The sequence below is a fragment of the Sinobacterium norvegicum genome, from assembly GCF_923077115.1.
GTDB lineage: Bacteria > Pseudomonadota > Gammaproteobacteria > Pseudomonadales > Sinobacteriaceae > Sinobacterium > Sinobacterium norvegicum.
This window is the reverse complement of the sequence record NZ_CAKLPX010000004.1, coordinates 347,525-366,746: the sequence shown is the minus strand read 5'-3', so window position 1 is coordinate 366,746 and position 19,222 is coordinate 347,525. Positions and strand designations below refer to the sequence as shown.

Genomic DNA, 19,222 nt, shown 5'->3' with positions numbered 1-19,222 from the left:
CATGACGGTTTTTTGGAATATATGGGTTATTACCCTCACCGCTATCTTCTTGCTCTTCATGGTATTCGTCGTGGTTAAATATTGGCGTAGCAATCATCTTGCCGACGAAGAACATACACTGGACACCTTTGACAATATCGACGAGAACGACGGCCCTCCTCCCAAGATTATGTTTTGGGGCTATCTTGTCGCCTTCACTGGCTCGGCCGTATTTTTATTACTCTATCCTGGCTTGGGTAACTGGCCTGGCCTGCTGGGCTGGCAGCAGAGTGACGATACTGCACAACAACACAATACTTCGCTGACAGAGCAAGTCGGCAATGTCTCGCCACCAAGCTTAACCGCCCTTGCTGCAAACCCAGCCATTGTTAATTCTGGCAAGGCGCTATTTCAAACCCATTGCGCCGCCTGTCACCGTGCCAACGGACAGGGGCAAAAACACTTTCCCAACTTAGTCGACGATGTGTGGTTATACGGTGGCAGTGACGATGCGATTATTCATTCTATTGAGCAAGGCAGAAATGGAGCCATGGTTGGCTGGCAAGCTATTTTGCCAAAAGAAGATGTACAGAATATCTCGTACTACCTCGCCTCTTTGCAGCATCGACCACTCAACGCCCCCAGCGTCAAAATCGATTTGGGTAAAACGGCCTACCTTAACAATTGTGCCGCCTGTCACGGCGCGGACGCAGGAGGGAGCCAAGCGATTGGCGCACCAAACCTCTCAGATAGCGCCTGGGTTCATGGTGGCAGCATTGAAGAGATTCAGCACACCATCAATTATGGCCTCAATAATGTCATGCCAGCATTTTCTGGCCAATTAAACGACAGTGAGATATTGGCCACTGCCGCCTTTATCACCGCCGAACGACTGGCGCATCAGGCCAAGATTGCCACCATTGCTGAACAAAAAATAAACCGGGGTGAATACCTCGCCTATGCCGGTGACTGCGTTGCCTGTCACAGCGCCGAAGGTGGCGAACCCTTTGCCGGCGGCCTACCATTTGTCACCCCCTTTGGCACCGTGTATTCCACCAATATCACCCCGCATGTCACCGAAGGCATTGGGGACTATAGCTATCAAGACTTTAAGGCCGCACTCTATGATGGCAAGGGCAAGCATGGCTATCTCTACCCTGCTATGCCCTATACCTCTTATCAATATGTTACCGAAGAGGATGTCCTGGCCCTGTGGGATTATTTGCAGTCTATTACCGCCGTCTCACGCCGCAACGACGACAACAGCATGTTGTTTCCCTCCAACATCCGCCTAGCCTTACTGGGCTGGAATTTGGTTTTTATGGATACCGCGCCGCTGGACCTCACCAGCAATGCCCCGCAGCAGGATGCAGAGGCTTGGTCTCGAGGAAAGTATTTAGTCATGGGCTTGGGCCACTGTTCAGAATGCCATACGCCTCGTAATATTGCTCAAGCACTACAGACCGATCGCATATTCCAGGGCAATATTATTGATGGCTGGCATGCCCCTGATATTTCAGCACGAGAGCTATACGAGGATCGCTGGGATGTAAAATCGTTGAGCGACTTCCTGCACACCGGCCACTCAGATAAAGGCTCCGCCTTCGGCGGCATGGCAGATGTAGTCAAAAATAGTACCAGTTTTATGACCAGGCAAGATGTCGAGGCCATGGCCGGATACCTGTTGACTGGCGATGGCAGCAATAGCATTCCTCCGGGCACGGAACAACTTCAACCCACCGGCTTTACCGAACAAGCCAAGCAATCAGAAATGTACTCCCTTTTCACCACAACCTGTGGCGTCTGCCATGGCGACGACGGCAAAGGACGCCCACCCATAGCACCGACATTGCTCAATAACGGTATTATTATGCACAGCGACCCTTACAACACCATCGCTGTGACTATCCGTGGGCTTGAACCCAGCTATCTGACCGAAGAGAAAAACTTCATGCCGATGGTGAGCTTCCAAAACGTATTAACCGATGCGCAGCTATCACAGCTGATCAGTTACATCCGTCAATATCTTGGCGACCGCAACGACATCGTCAGTGCTGACGATGTCAAAGATGTCCGCGAGAAGCTACAAAAGGCAGGGTATGCCGGAAACCTTCACACCACACCCGACATGTATGATAGCCGCGACAGGAATATCGATGTCGATTAGTCTGTTGAATCCAGCGACCAAACCTTCAAATAACACTAGCCCTACCTATGCCGAGTCAATCAATGTTATTATGGTCGATTGAATTTTATGTGGCGCTTAACCTAATTTTTATGGATCTTGCCGCCTCTAAAATGCTCCTCCCATTTTTTGCGCCCAGATTTAGAGTACAGTTATGAGCAGTGAACGCGGCACCTTATATACCATTGCAGCACCTTCAGGTGCCGGTAAAACCAGCTTGGTAAAGGCCTTAATCGAAAGCAAAACATTTGTCCAAGTCTCTGTCTCTCACACTACCCGCCCGGCACGCCCCGGTGAGGTCGACGGTGTTAACTACCACTTTGTCAGCCATGAGCAATTTCAAACTATGCTGGAGGCAGGACAGTTCATTGAGTCGGCAGAAGTGTTCGGCAACCACTACGGCACTTGCCAGCTCTGGGTGGAAGAAACCTTAGCTCAGGGTATCGATGTCATTCTAGAGATCGACTGGCAGGGTGCACAACAGGTTAAAAAATTGCTGCCAGCAACCCGCTCTATTTTCATTTTGCCTCCTTCTAAAGAGGCACTGCTTGAGCGTTTAACAGGACGCGGCCAAGATGAAGCCAGCGTCATCGCCGGCAGAATGGATGAGGCCATTAGCGAGATGTCACACTATGTTGAGGCCGACTACTTAGTCGTCAACGAGTGCTTCGACACAGCTCTCAAGGATTTGCGCTGTATTATCCGCGCTCAACGCCTGTTTGCAGAACCACAACACGCTAGGCAGGCCGCCTTAATCGGTGAGCTACTGTCGAGCTAACCGCTTGAACACAAAATATCGACTATTTTTCAACCAAGGTTAGAAACTGGCCTTGGTTTTTTGTATACTCTCTTAAATTGGGGTAGCTGTTTATCAACAGCCGCCTGACATGGTTTAACACTGCGAGATTATTATGGCCCGAGTTACTGTAGAAGATTGTTTAGAACACGTTGAAAACCGCTTTCAATTAGTGATGGTTTCCAGCAAGCGCGCCCGTCAATTGGCCACTGGCGGAAAAGAGCCTAAGGTTGAAGAGGATTCTGACAAGGCTACGGTTATCGCTCTTCGCGAGATTGCCGCCGGCCTTGTTAGCCAGCAAAAAATGGATGACGAAGAGCGTCAGGCAGCCTTCGATGAAGCGCAGGCTGAGTTCGCTTCAGAAGAGTAAGCCTAGGGCTACTCCACGGTGACCTGAAAAAACACTATTCAGGTCGTCGGTTTTGCGTTATAAATCATCTATAACGCAACTTTATACAGTACAAGCGTCTTGATTATTAGCAGTTTTCGATAACCGTATCGATATGGGGCACTAGTGCAAAACATCGCTTTACTCTCGGATCAGCTCAATTCTTATCTTGAGCCTGAGCAAATCCAGCAAGTCCGCCGCGCATACTTCTATGCCGAGCAAGCCCACGACGGCCAACTTCGTCGCAGCGGCGAACCTTATGTGACCCACCCCTTAGCTGTCGCCTTTATTCTTGCCGATATGCATATGGATCATCAAAGCTTAATGGCTGCGATGCTACACGATGTGATCGAAGACACCGGCATTGCCAAAATAGCCCTGGCCGAACAATTTGGTGATACCGTCGCCGATTTGGTCGACGGGGTATCGAAGCTGACGCAAATCACCTTTGAGACTCGCGCTGAACAACAGGCACAAAACTTTCAGAAGATGGCCTTGGCGATGGCGAAAGACATTCGCGTCATCCTAGTTAAGCTCGCCGATAGACTGCATAATATGCGCACCTTAGGTGTTTTGCGGCCCGAGAAGAAGCGCCGCATTGCCAAGGAAACATTGGAAATATACGCCCCCATTGCTAACCGCCTAGGCATGAACGAATGCCGTCTAGAGCTCGAAGAGCTTGGTTTTCAAGCACTGCACCCGATGCGCTCGACCCGAGTTAAAGCTGCCGTCGATGCCACCCGCGGTAACCGTCGCGAGCTGATCGATAAAACCCGTACCAGCCTGATCGAAAAGCTCGAGCAGGAGAATCACAGCGTTAAAGTCATCGGTCGAGAAAAGCATCTCTACGGCATTTATCAGAAAATGCGCAGCAAGAAGAAATCTTTTTCCGATATTATGGATGTCTTCGCCTTCCGCGTGATTGTTGACTCTGTCGACCGATGCTACCGCGCACTGGGTGTAATCCACTCACTCTACAAGCCAGTGCCCGGTCAATTTAAAGACTACATCGCCATCCCTAAAGCCAACGGTTATAAGTCTCTACACACCGTATTATTCGGCCCACATGGTATTCCAATTGAGGTGCAAATTCGCACCACCGATATGGAAGACATGGCCAACAGCGGCATTGCTGCGCACTGGCTGTATAAAAGCTCTGAAGATGCCGCCCTCGATGTCAGCCATGCACAGGCGCGAAAATGGGTACAGGGCCTGCTCGAGATGGAAGCTAATGCGGCCAGCTCTCTCGAATTTATCGAGAACGTTAAGATTGACCTGTTTCCCGACGAGGTTTATGTCTTTACCCCTAAAGGTAAAATTCTCGAATTAGCCAATGGTGCCACCGCCCTCGATTTTGCCTATGCCGTGCATACCGACATCGGTAATAGCTGTGTTGCAGCCAGGCTCAACAAGCAGCTGGCGCCGCTGTCAGAGCCACTGCAAAACGGCCAAACCGTTGAAATCATCACCTCGCCATCGGCACACCCGACCCCAGCCTGGTTGAAATTCGTTACCACCGGCAAAGCACGCTCAACCATTCGACACTTCTTGAAGACCAAGCGTCACGCACAATCAATTTCCCTTGGCCGTAAACTACTCGAAAAGGCGCTCAACAATCTTGGCACCAGCCTCGATGATTTAACCAATGAACAACTGGCACCCTTACTTCGACAAAGCGGCCACAGTAACTTTGATTTTGTACTCGAAGACATTGGCCTCGGTAACCGCGTGGCATTTTTAACCGCACAAACGCTGGCCCAACATGTCGACAGCCAAGAGGGTGACGAAATTACCACCCCTGAGCCACTGATAATCTCCGGCACAGAAGGGCTGATTGTCAGCTACGCTCGCTGCTGCTCCCCGATACCGGGAGACCACATTGTCGGCCATTTAAATGCCGGACGCGGCATCGTAGTCCACCGTGATGGCTGTAGCAACGTTAAGGATATACGCCACAACCACGACAAGTGTATGCCGCTAAACTGGGCTGAAGAAGTCGAGGGTGAGTTCATGGCAGAGCTTCGTCTACAATTAGAAAACCGCCGTGGCATGCTTGCATTATTAGCCTCTCGTATTAATGCCCTCGGCGCTAATATCGATAAGATAACCACCGGCGATAGTGACTCCCAGTTTACTACCATGTTTTTGACCGTAGCCGTCAATGACCGCGTCCACCTAGCCCGGATGATTAGACATATTCGAGCCATACAAGGTGCTGTTAAGGTTAACCGCGTCAAGCAATAACAATACTATAACCACTTGCCGTTGCTACTCGCTGGCCTACGGTCTGTCTTTTATTATTATTCGAGATTGTATTATGAGCAATAAAGCCGCCATCCACACTTCAAAAGCGCCCGCCGCTATCGGCCCGTACTCTCAGGCTATCAAGGCCGACAACACGGTTTATATTTCTGGTCAGATTCCTTTGGTACCAGAAACAATGGAAGTGGCAGAGGGCGATATCAGTGCCAAAACAACGCAGGTTTTTGAAAATTTAAAAGCCGTTGCAGAAGCTGCAGGCGGCAGCCTTAAAGATGCAGTAAAGCTCAATATATCCGTCACTGACTTGAATGATTTTGCTGCGGTCAACGCTGTTATGGCCTCGTATTTTGAACAGCCCTATCCCGCCCGAGCCTGTGTTCAGGTCGCCGCCCTACCCAAAGGCGTGCCGGTGGAAATAGAAATGATTTTAGTTTTATAAATTTCTTCATGGGCTGTTATTTGTAGCAGCCCATATATTGAGAAAATTATTTCTTATTCTTGTCTAGCCAATTTTTTACAACCGGGCCATATCCTGACTTATAATCAGGGTATTTAAAATGATAACCCAAGGCTAACAACTTATTATTGGATATCTTTTTGCTCGACCTTCTTGCGCCGTCCTTTGCTGCAATCAAATCATTCTTATCGACACCTAACATTACAGCCAACCAATTTTTTATTTCCGCCATCGTCACTGGCGAGCTATCTGTCCCTATATAAACAGAATCAACCGATTTTTTATTTTCACATTGGCTTAATAAAAAAACTAAAATAGCAGCACAATCATCGATATGAATTCGGTTAGTAAAAAGCTCGCTGCTGCCGCCTTGATGATTCAATACCTGTTCGATCAAACGATAACGGCCAGGGCCGTAAATGCCTGAGAAACGTACCACTGTGCTGGCAATTGGCCCATTATTGGCAATGGTCTCTGCCTCGAGTTGACGACAACCAGAAAAGTGATTGGGCAGCGTTGCCGATTGCTCGTCAACAACCGAGCCATCGCACTGATGATAGACACTGGTGCTCGACACCAGAAACAACCGCTTAACAGGGCCCGCTATAGCGGCCAACAAATTAGCCAAGCCGTCGACATAAGTTCGCCGATAAGCCGCATCATTAAACTCACCCGCCGTCGTCGCAACCACTATGTATTCGAAGGTCATCAACTGCAGTTGCTGTAGCGTTTTAGGCTTGGTGATATCCGCAGAAATACCGGTAATATAATCAGGCAGCTGCGATATATCGCGCCTCAAACCGGTCACGCTATGATCCTTCTTGTGCAGCAACTTCGCCACAGCCAAGCCCAAACGACCGCAACCCACCAGTAAAACCCTTGCCATTAGCAGCTCCTATTATCATCAATAATTTGCACTGTAGATATATCCAGTGTTACTTTTAGCCTATCTAATTCAACATTTTACAGACTTATAACGACCGGCAAACCTTTATGAGCGACTATCTCGACCAACTGACGGTATCTACTCTCAAAGGCGTAGGGCCAAAAATGGTAGAAAAGCTGAATAAAATTGGCGTATTCAGCGTGCAAGACGTGTTATTCCACCTGCCGATGCGCTATCAAGATCGCTCAAAAATTACCCCGTTGGCCGCACTACAGATGGGCAGCGAGGCGGTGATAGAAGGCGAGGTCAAAGGTTGCAACGTGGTCATGGGGCGCCGTCGTAGCCTCGTCTGCAAGCTGCAAGATCATACCGGTACAGTAACCCTGCGTTTTTTTCATTTTACCGCAGCACAAAAAAACAACCTAACGGCTGGGACTCGTATCCGCTGCTTTGGTGAAGCCAGAAGAGGCGCCAGCGGTATCGAGTTTTATCATCCCGAATACAAACTCGTCACCGATAGTTATCAAGGCGGTGATGACAGCTTAACCCCAGTTTACCCATCCACAGAAGGCATGCATCAGGCAGGCTGGCGCAAGCTAACGGAACAGGCACTGCTTTTACTCAAAAAGCATCGTCTGCGTGAGTGGCTGCCTGAAAATTGTGGCCCCATTGCAACAACAACACTGGAACAAGCCATTCAGTTTTTGCACAAGCCCCCTACCGACGCTAATACCGAGGCGCTGAGCAACGGTAAACACCCGATTCAGCAGCGTCTCGCCTTCGAAGAATTGTTGGCCCACAATCTTAGCCTGTTGAAACTGCGCAATATCGCCCAACTGCAGCCGGCCCCCAAACTACCGGCTAACGGCAAATTACAACAACAGTTTCTTGACGCCCTACCCTTTCAATTAACGGCCGCACAACAAAAAGTCAGCACCGAAATTCTCACCGACATCGCCAGTAGCTTGCCGATGTTGAGACTGGTGCAAGGGGATGTCGGCTCGGGTAAGACCGTGGTCGCAGCAATGGCAGCAATGGCCGCTGTCGAGAATGATTATCAGGTTGCCATCATGGCGCCCACAGAGATATTAGCCGAGCAGCACCTCATCAACTTCACCACGTGGTTCCAGCCTCTGGGGATAAAAACAGCTTGGTTGAGCGGTAAATTGAAGGGGAAAAAACGCCAGCAGCAACTCGACTTAATCGCCTCGGGAGAGGCCCCCATCGTCGTCGGCACCCACGCACTATTTCAACAAGAGGTTCATTTTGCCAAATTGGGCTTGGCTATCATCGATGAACAACATCGCTTCGGTGTACACCAGCGATTAGCGCTGAGGGAGAAGGGCGCCCATCTCGGCCTCTACCCTCATCAGCTGATCATGACAGCAACACCCATTCCACGCACGCTGGCCATGAGCGCCTACGCCGATCTCGACTGCTCAATTATTGATGAGCTGCCACCGGGCAGAACACCGATCAACACCGTGGTCATGGACAACAGCCGTCGCGAACAAGTGATCGAACGTGTACGACAAAACTGCATCGATGGCAGACAAGCATACTGGGTTTGCACATTGATAGAGGAGTCCGAGCAACTGCAAGCTCAAGCCGCAGAAGACACCTATGAAGAACTGCAGAAAAAACTCAAGGGCCTCGGCGTTGGCCTGGTTCATGGACGCATGAAGCCCGCCGAGAAAGCTGACATCATGGCGCAATTTAAACGAAATCAGTTACAGTTATTAGTCGCCACAACAGTCATCGAGGTTGGCGTCGATGTCCCCAATGCCAGCCTGATGATTATCGAAAACCCTGAGCGCCTTGGCCTGGCACAATTGCATCAACTGCGAGGCCGAGTCGGCCGAGGCTCTGTCGCCAGTCACTGCGTGCTGATGTATCAGCCGCCACTGTCACAGCAAAGCAGAGAGCGCCTAACCGCCATGCGTGAAAGCAACGATGGTTTCTATATCGCAGAAAAAGATTTAGAACTCAGAGGCCCGGGCGAAGTATTAGGCACGAGGCAGACGGGTTTGATGCAGTTTAAAATGGCCGATTTAACCAGAGATCAGGCCCTGCTTGAACCCGTCAAAGCGGCGGCCGACACACTGATAGCAGAGTACCCAGAAAACCTTGAGGGTATCATCAGTCGTTGGTTACCCGATGCGGCGCGCTATGGCCACGCCTAAAGCAAAGACAAAAAAAGCGGCCTAAGCCGCTTTTTTTAAAACGAGAAATCTATTCTGCGACTTTTTCTTTCAGCGCTTTGCCGGGCTTAAAACCAACGGTGTTACTCGCTTTAATTTTGATCGCTTCACCGGTTTGAGGGTTTTTACCGGTGCGTGCTGCGCGATGACGCTGCTCGAAAGTACCGAAGCCGACCAGTGAAATTGACTCATCGCGACCGAGGGCCGTAGACATTTCTTCGAGTATTGCGGCTAGGGCCTGTGCTGCCTTATCCTGGCTTAAATCAGCTTTGTCAGCTATTGCGGCGACCAACTCTGGCTTGCGCATAATACAACTCCTTGACTGTGTTGTTGTTTTTTTTAGTTATTTATTTTGTTAGGGAAAAGAGAAGATTTGGTTGCTCCCTTGATAACAGGTGCAGCTCCAAGCTAGTAGCCACAACCCTTCCACTCCCTACAAGTTAACCATTTTAACTAGGGCTTGCAATGATAAATTATCACTCAGGCATAAAAAAACCGCGCTGTAGCGCGGTTTTTTAGTCAACAAGAACATTTATGCCATAATTGCTGGCAATTCTTTTTGTAAACGCATTTTTTCACTGGTACCTTCGCCAGTTAAGGCAAAGCCAAGCAATTCACCGGCAGCATTGCGGAATTCAGCAACAACATTGTTGCCTTCTTGCTGAATCGTCCACTCGCCTTCAACGTCACGCGGTGCAGGTGAAACCACCACAGGACAAGCCGGCGTCTTAATTGTCACAGGCATTGCTGGGTAGCTAACCTCTGTCGGCGTACCAGTTAACGTTTTCGCTAGGGCGCGAGCACAGGCCATCAGCGGTGCGACATAGAACAATACGTTGCCCTCAACCTCAGCACAATCACCCAAGGTGTAGACATTGGCGGCACTGGTTTCAAGCAGACGGTTGGCGACAACACCACGATTGGTAGTAATGCCGGCCTGCACAGCCAGCTCAGTACGTGGACGTACACCGACGGCAGAAACCACGATATCCGCATCCAGCACATCACCGTTATTCAAGGTAACACCCAGCGCGCCATCCTTGTGGTTAACCTCGGTTACCAGCGGGCCGAAGTGGAACTTAGCCCCCTTCTCTTCCAGTGCAGCCTGTACTGACTTGCCTGCAGCTTCTGGTAACAATGTTGGTAGGCAGTAGCCGAGAGGGTCGACAGTCTCAATATCAAAATCACCGTTCAATAAATCGTTGGTGAATTCACAACCGATCAGTCCACCACCGATAATAACGACCTTCTTAGCCTTACGCTTTTTAAGCTCGGCACGGAAAGTGGCATAGTCAACCAAGTCATTACAGGAAAAAACACTGTCAGTTGCATCACCACCAATCGGCGGACGAATGACATCAGCACCCCAGGCAAGAACCAGGCTGGCATACTCAACAACCACACCTTCGGCGGTAATTGTCTGCTGCGCAGTATCGATGTTAGTAACCTGTGTATTGGTCCAAATACTCACGTCGAATTGAATCGCCATCTTGCCTGCATCAGCTTGCATCAGGCCGTCAGCATCGGTATTACGGGTAAAGCCAGTCGACAGCATTGGCTTCGAGTAGCTGCGACCGTCATCGCCGGTAACCATAATAACCGGGGTTTCTTTATCGTTTTTGCGGATCTCTTTAATCAGGTTATAACCGGCAAGGCCGGTACCAATGATAACAATCGGCTTGGCTGTTGCAGAGTGATGCTCTGTCTCAGCGGTATCATCTTCGTCACCGGGGATCAGCTCGAAATCTTCCTTGCCCACGCCACAGTCTGGGCAGGTCCAATCTTCGGGAATATCATCCCACTTCGTGCCCGGCGCAAGGCCACTATCAGGGTCGCCAGTTACTTCATCGTAAATCCAGCCACAAACAATACATTCCCACTTAGCCATTTTTTAGCCTACCTATTACTGAGCTGGACGATACATTCGTCATCAGCAAAAATGAATACCACTATGATCAGTGTTACCAATCAAATAGTTGCAAGTTGTCCTATTATCACCCATGCTCCGCCTTATATGCCAGCTCAATACTAAGTATTAATACTTAGATGATCATTCGAATTGACTTGGCGCATCACTCCAAAGCACTGCGGAGATTAACAGACACACCATACGGCGTCACTACAAGATGAATGCGCGAGTATTTTACGACCATTGCCAATACAAGTACCAGCCCAAGACGGACTGTTGGCGCAATTATCGCCAATTTAGGTTAGAAAGCTTAGATGGCAAGACCCGGCAGTGGCTGTTAAATGAATCCTCGTTAACCCAACGGCTGATAAAAGCGTCCAATCAGAATTTCCGCGTTGAAGTTGTCAGTCAGCGCTGGCAGCGACCGACTCTGTCCGAGGCTCAAAGCCTCAATGTTTCTCCCCATCGCGCCGCCCTTATCCGTGAAGTGCTGCTGATGTGCAATGATCAACCCTGGGTCTTTGCCCGTAGCGTCATTCCCGCCAACACCTTAACAGGACGTTATCGTTGCTTAAAAAATCTTCAGGAACGGCCACTTGGGCAGTGGCTCTTCAACGATAAGACGATGCGACGCCACAGTTTCCAGATTGCCCGGATTGCTAAAAGCAGTCACATCCTCCCACCCCAGTTTCGTGGGCAGCAACTGTTATGGGGGCGCCGCTCCAAGTTTGAGTTATCGGGTAAGCCACTGCTTGTCTGTGAGATCTTTCTGCCCAGCTTTATCCCTGACAATGACTTGCTATAAGCACAGCGTTAATTCATCGCGGGATTACTGACCTACAGGCATTAGAGAACACCGTTTTTTCTCCCCTGGCATGAATCAGCACCTGCCATCATAGAGGCTTCTGACGTATAGTAGGCTGCATATTTTACAGATACCCATGCCCTTAATATGACATCTCAAACTATTCAACAGCGCCTGCCCGACTTTATTTCCCTCACTCGACTCGACCGTCCCATCGGCATTTACCTGCTGGTATGGCCGGCATTGTGGAGCCTTTGGCTGGCCAGTAACGGCAGCCCAGGCATTGGTAATGTCATTATTTTCCTGCTCGGCTGCCTACTGATGCGATCCGCAGGCTGCGTCATTAATGACTATGCCGATAGAAACCTCGACGGCCATGTAAAACGCACCAAAAACAGACCGTTAGCGACAGGTAAAATTAATGAGAAAGAGGCGCTCACTTTATTCGTTAGCCTCTGTGTCATCTCTTTTATTTTGGTTTTATTTACTAACAAAGCAACTATCTACCTATCCTTTGCCGGTGCAGCATTGGCGGCGATCTACCCTTTTATGAAGCGCATTACCAACCTGCCACAGGTGGTACTCGGTGCCGCCTTCTCCTGGTCGGTACCGATGGCCTTTGCCGCCGAAACGCAGGCCGTCCCTAAAGAGGCGTGGCTTATTTTCACCGCCTCTGTGCTATGGATTGTGGTCTATGACACCTTCTATGCCATGGTCGATCGTGAGGATGACCTCAGAATTGGTATCAAATCAACAGCGGTATTATTTGGCGACGCAGACAGAGTGATTACCGCCACTCTACAGCTATTGTTTTTAATCGCCATGGCGATGGCCGGCAAGCAATTTGGCCTCGGCTACCCCTATTACCTCGGTCTACTAGCCGCTGCAGTGCTCTGCGGCTATCAGCAATGGCTGATCAAGGACCGTCAGCGCGACAAGTGCTTTCAGGCCTTTTTACACAATAACTGGGTCGGCATGGCGATATTTATTGGCATTTTACTTAATGGCTTTTTAATGTAATCATCGACAACTCTATACTAGTGGGCCTTCTCCACGGTTGTATAAATAACAAAGATAACAGTTGGGAATTGCCACCATGAAAAAGACACTAAGCACCTTACTTCTTACCGCCACACTAACTGCTGCCTCACTTAGCACGCCAGCTTTGGCCGGTGATAAACTGCCTGCACAGCTCACTGTCGCCGGCACAGAATTGAAACAAATTGGTGATGGCACTCGTAAGAAGCTATTTATCAAGCTGTATAACGCCGCCTTTTATGGTGAAGACAAAGACTTCACCGCCGACAAACCGATGGCGATTCAGCTCGAAATCACCTCTGGCCTGATCGATAGCAAAAAACTTAGCAGCGCCACCGCCGATGGCTTCGATGCCGTCACCAATGGCGACACCAGCGCCATTGACGACAAAATCAAACAATTGCTCGACGCCCTCAGCGCTCCCGTTAACGAGGGTGACATTCTTGATTTTAGCTACAGCGATAATAATGTTGCCGTCAGCCAAAATGGTAAACTTTTGACGACTATTGAAGGCAAAGATTTTAAGAATGTATTCTTCAGTATCTGGCTGGGAGAGCAGGGTATCGATGAAGATCTACGTGAAGACATGCTTGACCTGTAGCGTTAAGCAGCGTTAAAAAAACCCGCAATAGCGGGTTTTTTTGGTTTTGAGCCTTGCTTAGTCGAGCCTGTTCATGCCATTTAAAGCGGCTATCCGATAAGCCTCTGCCATGGTCGGATAGTTAAAAGTGGTTTTGATAAAGTATTCAATACTATTACCCTCACCCTGCTGATTCATAATAGCCTGGCCGATATGCACAATTTCTGTCGCCTCGGCACCAAAGCAATGAATACCCAACAACTTCAAGCTGTCTGGGCAGAACAGCAGCTTTAACATACCAACATTGGAGCCGCTGATTTGCGCCCGTGCACAGTCTTTAAAGAAGGCTCGACCAACCTCATAAGGTATCTTGCTCTCTGTTAGCTCACGCTCGGTGGCGCCGACAGAACTAATCTCTGGCAGGGTATAAATACCCGTTGCCACCTCGGCAACAAAACGAGAATTCTCCTTGCCCCGTGCTGCTGCCGCAGCCGAACGCCCTTGGTTATAGGCGGCACTGGCAAGGCTGGGCCAGCCAATAACGTCGCCGATGGCAAAGATATTATCAATCTCTGTCTGATAGCGCTGATTCACCTTAAGCTGGCCACGATGGTCGGCGGTCAATCCAGTAACATCGAGGTTTAATGTATCGGTATTACCGCTACGCCCGTTACACCACAGTAGCGCGTCGGCCACAATACGCTTACCGGATGCAAGGTGGAGAGTAATGTTATTATCCGTTGTTTCGAGCTTTTCAAACTCTTCCCGGTGGCGAACCATAACGCCGTGATCACGTAGCTGATAACTTAACGCATCGGAGATTTCATCATCCAAGAACTCGAGCAACCGCTCGCGGTTATTGACCAACTCCACCTTCATACCGAGGCCGGAGAATATCGAAGCATATTCACAACCAATGACACCGGCACCATAGATAATTAACTTCTTCGGGTTGTGGGCCATCTCCAGAATTGTATCGCTGTCGTAAACGCGAGCATGACTAAAATCAATGCTGTCAGGCCGATAGGGCCGAGAGCCGCAGGCAATAATAAAGTCTTCCGTCGTCAGCGTTAAGTTTTCGCCATCCAGCGCCTTAACTTGCACACTATGCTGATCGGTAAAGCTGGCCTGGCCATGAAAGACTTTGATTCGGTTGCGGCCATAATAACGCTCACGCATAGTGACCTGCTCTCGAATCACCGTCTGTACGTTTTTCATGATTTTAGGGAAATCAAACCAATTCGGGTCGACCCCCTCGTGGAACAACGGGTGACGATTAAAGCGCACCAACTGCTTAACCGCCGAACGCAGCGCCTTCGACGGGATGGTGCCCTTGTGGGTACAACCACCGCCAACCTGTGGTCGATCTTCAATAATGGCCACCCTGCGACCATGTTTAGCAGCATTAATAGCTGCACTTTCTCCAGCGGGGCCGGCGCCGATAACAATGGCGTCAAAGTCATAGCTCATTGTGCTTTATTTCCTAAATTATCGTTGTAATAAATGTTAATCATCGTGCCTAGTAAGATCTTCCAGTGGCGAACAGTTCCAATGCGGGGTAAACACCGCGCTGAGTTCATCCTCACTGACTGCCACAACAGATTGATGCTGCCACTGCGGATTCTTATCTTTATCGACCAGCAGTGCCCTAACGCCTTCCTGAAATTCAGCATGGCTGGCCAGGTTTGTCGCTAGAATAAGCTCACTACTGAAAATATCCAATAGGGATTTACCGCGGCTGGCCAGTAATTGACGGGTAATAATACGCGCGCTCAGTGGCGATCCCCGTCGCAGACCGGCGACCGCTGTCAGTAACGTTTCACTACTACCGTTATAGCTTAATAGTTGCTCGATAATAGTCAGCTCATCCTCACCGTCACAGAGCTGATCGATTTCAAGCTGATCTGCCGCCAGCCAGCTACTGCCAGCGCTGACGGCCATGGTGGATAGAATATCGGACAGTATCAGGCTGTTTTTCTCGGCGCTATCATCTTTTGCAACGTCAACCCACGATGCCTGATAGAGCTGCTCGATGAACTGCGCCCGGCTTTCATCGCCCACACAGTAATCGGCAAGGCCACCATAGATAGCATCTGAGGCCGCAAATACACTACCGCTTAAGGCCAGCAAGTAACCGCTGCGTCCTGGCATATTGTTGAGGAAGTAGCTGGCACCAACATCGGGGAATAGACCAATACCAATTTCTGGCATCGCCAGGCGACTACTGGGAGTGACAACACGGTGACTGGCGCCGGCTAGCAGGCCCAAGCCCCCTCCCAAGACGATACCCTCACCCCAGACGACAATCGGCTTGGGGTAGTGATGGATGGCATAATCGAGGCGGTATTCAGCCTCAAAGAAGTGCTCACTGTACTCGCAGTATTCACCGCGGGATAACTGAGCGTTCTCCCGTACCGAACGCACATCACCACCGGCGCAAAACGCTTTGTGGCCGTCACCCAGCAACAGTACGGCGACTATGCTGTCATCACTGCGCCACTGATCGAGAGCCTGTTGTAACAGCTGTATCATTTCATCGGTTAAGGCGTGCAGACGCTCAGGGTTATTGAGGGTTAACACCCCGATATGACCCTTTGGTGTCGCAATAATATCGTTTAACACCGCCGGCAGTGGTAAAAGCTGCATATCGTCCCCCTGCGAGACTCGATAGAGTGAAATAGTGGCTGTTTTTATTCTACTTTTATCGCTTAAGTGTATAACACAATTTGCGATAAGTAGGCGCAACAGGCAAAAATCGGCACCGGTTAACACAACTCAACGTACGATGGATCAACGTTGTCATTAGCCGCGGGTAAATACCCACTGCTTATCCGTCGATAGCGCTGAATTATAGGCATAGCCATCGACATCGAAGGCCTTGATCTGCTCGGGTTGCGCCAGCTGATTTTGAATAATGTACCGACTCATCATCCCGCGTGCTTTTTTAGCGTAAATGCCCACTACCTTGTAGTCATCACCTTTGCGCTCTTTAAATACCGGGGTGATAATCTCAGCCTTAAGCTGCTTGGCCTTGACCGATTTAAAATACTCGGTCGATGCCAGGTTAATCAGTACCTCACTGCCCTCGCTGGCAAAATCTTGATTGAGCAACTCGGTAATCTTATCGCCCCAGAACTCATAGAGGTTTTTGCCGCGGTTATTGCTGAACTTCGTTCCCATCTCCAAGCGATAGGCTTGCATTAAATCGAGCGGGCGTAGTAAACCGTATAGCCCCGACAATAGTCGCAGATGCTGCTGAGCAAAATTGAAATCGTCATCACTGAATGAGTCCGCATCCATACCGGCGTAGACATCGCCTCGAAAGGCCAGCAGTGCCTGCTTGGCATTATCGCTATTAAACGGCTGAGACCAGCTCTGAAAACGCTCATAATTTAGCGTGCCCAACTTGTCACTGATGTGCATCAATGCTGAAACATCGTGAGGGGCCAGCGGTAGCAGCTGTTCTATCAACTGGGCAGCATCCTCCAACATCCTAGGCTGGGTGAACTGCTCAGTCACCGGGGCGGCGTCATAATCGAGTTTTTTTGCGGGGGAGATAACAACTAACATAGGACTTTGCTCTCAAATCAATTATTCACACAGTGTCTAACGACGACTATACGCCGCGAACTACTTCTCGTTCATCCACCAATTCAGCGGCTCACCATCGGCGTCGTAGACATTGCCATAAACCCACTGCACATCATCGTTGGCCTTGGCCAAGTCATTCATCACCTGTTCAATCGCGGCAAAGCCAGATTCAGCAGGGACAGAATAAGCCAACACTCGCTCGGTCTTAATATCGCGGCGGCCGTCGAGCGTCTTAAGCTGCTCGGTCAAACTCGGCTCCAGCTGCTCAATATTCTCGCGCTTATAAATTTGAATGGCCACCAGCCCTGCACGCACAGTGACCTCAAAGCCGTTATCACCAAGAGTAAGCAAATCGCCGCGGGCAACGCCTTTAACAAAGCCCGGGGAATGCAACATTTCCACCTGACCATCCTCTAGATAACGAACGGCGACTTTTTCCATCACCAGACTACCGTCTGGGCGCTGACCGGCAGGCAGCTCAATAATAGCGTGTTGTTTCATAGATAATTTACCGCCGAATGTTTACTATTCACAGATATAACAAAGATCAAATACCTATTCTAACAAATAACCACACGAAGGTATCGCCTCGATGCGCTCTTGGAAATATTTAACGCTGAGCATGGCACTTGCCAGCCTTATCGCCTGCACCGTCAACCCTGTCACTGGTGACCATGAGCTGAGCCTAACCTCAGCCGATGAAGAACTCAATATTGGGCGCAGCCAATACCTACCGACACAGCAGTCTCAAGGTGGCCAGTACTACCTCGACCCTGAATTGACTTTTTATGTCCAGCAGGTTGGCAACAAACTCGCCGCCGTCAGCGATCGCAGCAAGCTACCGTTCGAATTCGTCATCCTCAACAACTCTGTACCTAACGCCTGGGCCCTGCCCGGAGGAAAAATTGCGATCAACCGCGGGCTGCTGTTAGAACTCGATGACGAGGCGCAGCTGGCAGCAGTACTCAGTCACGAGATTGTACATGCCGCCGCCCGCCACAGCGCTCAGCAGATGGACCGGTCGATGGTTATCGGCATTGGTGTCGCCGCCGCCGGCATCGCACTCAGCGATCACGAACAGGCCAATATGATATTGGGCAGTGCCGCCCTCGGCGCCAATCTAGTCAACAGCAAGTATGGCCGCAGCGCCGAGTTAGAGTCAGACCACTACGGTATGATTTACATGTCGAAACTTGGCTATGACTTAAACGGTGCCATCGAATTACAAAAAACCTTTGTTCGCCTTTCTAGTGGCCAACAGAGCGACTTCATATCCGGCCTGTTTGCCAGCCACCCCCCCTCGCAGGAACGAGTCAGCGAAAACCTCAAAACAGCCGCCGATTTACCACCTGGCAATATTAGAAACCGCGAAATTTATCAGCGCCACATCGCCAAACTGAAACGTGATTTACCTGCCTACCAAGCTTACGACAAAGGCCTTGCCGCGCTGGCAAAAGGTAATAGCCAATCAGCCCTCAATTTCGCCAACACGGCGATAAAGAAACAGCCGGAGGAAAGCCTGTTTTATGAACTTCAGGGCATGGCCTATGAAAGTTCGAAAAACAAAAAATCGGCACTAAAATCATTTGATAAATCAATTTCTCTCAATAATCACTATTACAGCCACTACTTAAACCGTGGGTTGTTACGAAAATCCATGGGGGATAGCCATGGCGCCAATAGTGATTTAAAACGCAGCAATGAGTTGCTACCCACCGCCGCAGCCAACAACAATCTCGGCAAGCTAGCTCTCGCAGCAGGCAATAGTAACAGCGCACGAAACTACTTTAACAGCAGCGCCAACGCCGGCGGCGAATCCGGTGCAGAGGCCAAACGTTATCTGATGAAGATCGACTTAAAAACCAACCCAGACAGCTGGTTGCCCAGCGATGTACGCGCCAACCAACAGGGTGAACTTTTTGTTATCATTGGTAATCGCGGTAACGTCGCAGTAAAAAATATTCGAATCAATATTCAACAGTATAAAAACGGTAAGCTCACCAGTATCAAGAAAGTAACAGTCAACCTTAATCCTGGCCAACAAAAAAATATCGCTTTGAATAAAAAAATCACCAACATTAATCAGCTTGAAAACTATCGCAGCAACGTCATTAGCGCCGAGTTGAAATAAAATTCTAAAAACGG

17 protein-coding genes are annotated in these 19,222 nt (G+C 49.7%); 10 read left to right on the top strand and 7 right to left on the bottom strand.

Annotation, left to right across the window (positions count from 1 at the left end):
• Position 1 precedes the first annotated feature (1 nt).
• The 5 genes from L9P87_RS16240 (at position 2) to L9P87_RS16220 (ending at position 6,049) form a co-directional block, all read left to right on the top strand.
• Complete coding sequence (locus L9P87_RS16240) at positions 2-2,146, top strand: c-type cytochrome (RefSeq protein WP_237445814.1); 2,145 nt, start codon at positions 2-4, stop codon at positions 2,144-2,146.
• A 172-nt stretch (positions 2,147-2,318) separates the two neighbouring features.
• Positions 2,319-2,942 carry a guanylate kinase gene (gmk, locus tag L9P87_RS16235; protein WP_237445813.1) on the top strand — a complete coding sequence of 208 codons (624 nt, stop codon included), beginning with the start codon at positions 2,319-2,321 and terminating at the stop codon, positions 2,940-2,942.
• Positions 2,943-3,075: 133 nt separating this feature from the next.
• On the top strand, positions 3,076-3,330 hold the full coding sequence (gene rpoZ, locus L9P87_RS16230; protein WP_237445812.1) for a DNA-directed RNA polymerase subunit omega: 255 nt from the start codon (positions 3,076-3,078) through the stop codon (positions 3,328-3,330).
• Between the two features lie 144 nt (positions 3,331-3,474).
• Positions 3,475-5,592 (top strand): RelA/SpoT family protein, encoded by a 2,118-nt coding sequence (locus tag L9P87_RS16225; protein WP_237445811.1) that lies wholly within the window; start codon positions 3,475-3,477, stop codon positions 5,590-5,592.
• 73 nt (positions 5,593-5,665) lie between these two features.
• Positions 5,666-6,049: a RidA family protein gene (locus L9P87_RS16220; RefSeq protein ID WP_237445810.1), complete on the top strand. Its 384-nt coding sequence runs from the start codon at positions 5,666-5,668 to the stop codon at positions 6,047-6,049.
• Between the two features lie 46 nt (positions 6,050-6,095).
• Here L9P87_RS16220 and L9P87_RS16215 read toward each other — a convergent pair whose 3' ends face one another.
• Positions 6,096-6,953 (bottom strand): NAD-dependent epimerase/dehydratase family protein, encoded by an 858-nt coding sequence (locus L9P87_RS16215; protein WP_237445809.1) that lies wholly within the window; start codon positions 6,951-6,953, stop codon positions 6,096-6,098.
• 107 nt (positions 6,954-7,060) lie between these two features.
• Between L9P87_RS16215 and recG the strand changes: the two genes are divergently transcribed.
• Positions 7,061-9,136, top strand: a complete 2,076-nt coding sequence (recG, locus tag L9P87_RS16210; protein ID WP_237445808.1) for an ATP-dependent DNA helicase RecG — start codon at positions 7,061-7,063, stop codon at positions 9,134-9,136.
• Positions 9,137-9,185: 49 nt separating this feature from the next.
• On the opposite strand, the gene L9P87_RS16205 is transcribed toward recG, so the two are convergent.
• Both L9P87_RS16205 and L9P87_RS16200 read right to left on the bottom strand, forming a co-directional pair.
• The gene (locus L9P87_RS16205) at positions 9,186-9,461 is read right to left on the bottom strand and encodes an HU family DNA-binding protein (protein WP_237445807.1); all 276 of its coding nucleotides are present in this window, start codon (positions 9,459-9,461) and stop codon (positions 9,186-9,188) included.
• 225 nt (positions 9,462-9,686) lie between these two features.
• The gene (locus L9P87_RS16200) at positions 9,687-11,042 is read right to left on the bottom strand and encodes an FAD-dependent oxidoreductase (RefSeq protein WP_237445806.1); all 1,356 of its coding nucleotides are present in this window, start codon (positions 11,040-11,042) and stop codon (positions 9,687-9,689) included.
• Between the two features lie 238 nt (positions 11,043-11,280).
• On the opposite strand from L9P87_RS16200, the gene L9P87_RS16195 reads away from it, so the two are divergent.
• The 3 genes from L9P87_RS16195 (at position 11,281) to L9P87_RS16185 (ending at position 13,507) form a co-directional block, all read left to right on the top strand.
• Positions 11,281-11,868: a chorismate--pyruvate lyase family protein gene (locus tag L9P87_RS16195; protein WP_237445805.1), complete on the top strand. Its 588-nt coding sequence runs from the start codon at positions 11,281-11,283 to the stop codon at positions 11,866-11,868.
• Positions 11,869-12,015: 147 nt separating this feature from the next.
• Entirely contained in the window at positions 12,016-12,888 is an 873-nt protein-coding gene (gene ubiA, locus L9P87_RS16190) for a 4-hydroxybenzoate octaprenyltransferase (protein WP_237445804.1), read from the top strand.
• 76 nt (positions 12,889-12,964) lie between these two features.
• The gene (locus L9P87_RS16185) at positions 12,965-13,507 is read left to right on the top strand and encodes a chalcone isomerase family protein (RefSeq protein WP_237445803.1); all 543 of its coding nucleotides are present in this window, start codon (positions 12,965-12,967) and stop codon (positions 13,505-13,507) included.
• Between the two features lie 57 nt (positions 13,508-13,564).
• Here the strand turns inward: L9P87_RS16185 and sthA are convergent, their stop codons facing one another.
• From sthA to L9P87_RS16165, 4 genes are all read right to left on the bottom strand, one after another.
• Positions 13,565-14,956, bottom strand: a complete 1,392-nt coding sequence (gene sthA / locus L9P87_RS16180; RefSeq protein ID WP_237445802.1) for a Si-specific NAD(P)(+) transhydrogenase — start codon at positions 14,954-14,956, stop codon at positions 13,565-13,567.
• A 36-nt stretch (positions 14,957-14,992) separates the two neighbouring features.
• Complete coding sequence (locus L9P87_RS16175; protein ID WP_237445801.1) at positions 14,993-16,132, bottom strand: enoyl-CoA hydratase/isomerase family protein; 1,140 nt, start codon at positions 16,130-16,132, stop codon at positions 14,993-14,995.
• A 156-nt stretch (positions 16,133-16,288) separates the two neighbouring features.
• The gene (yaaA, locus tag L9P87_RS16170; RefSeq protein ID WP_237445800.1) at positions 16,289-17,056 is read right to left on the bottom strand and encodes a peroxide stress protein YaaA; all 768 of its coding nucleotides are present in this window, start codon (positions 17,054-17,056) and stop codon (positions 16,289-16,291) included.
• Positions 17,057-17,116: 60 nt separating this feature from the next.
• Positions 17,117-17,578 carry a DUF4265 domain-containing protein gene (locus tag L9P87_RS16165; protein WP_237445799.1) on the bottom strand — a complete coding sequence of 154 codons (462 nt, stop codon included), beginning with the start codon at positions 17,576-17,578 and terminating at the stop codon, positions 17,117-17,119.
• Positions 17,579-17,669: 91 nt separating this feature from the next.
• On the opposite strand from L9P87_RS16165, the gene L9P87_RS16160 reads away from it, so the two are divergent.
• Complete coding sequence (locus L9P87_RS16160; protein ID WP_237445798.1) at positions 17,670-19,208, top strand: M48 family metalloprotease; 1,539 nt, start codon at positions 17,670-17,672, stop codon at positions 19,206-19,208.
• The last annotated feature ends 14 nt before the right edge of the window (positions 19,209-19,222 follow it).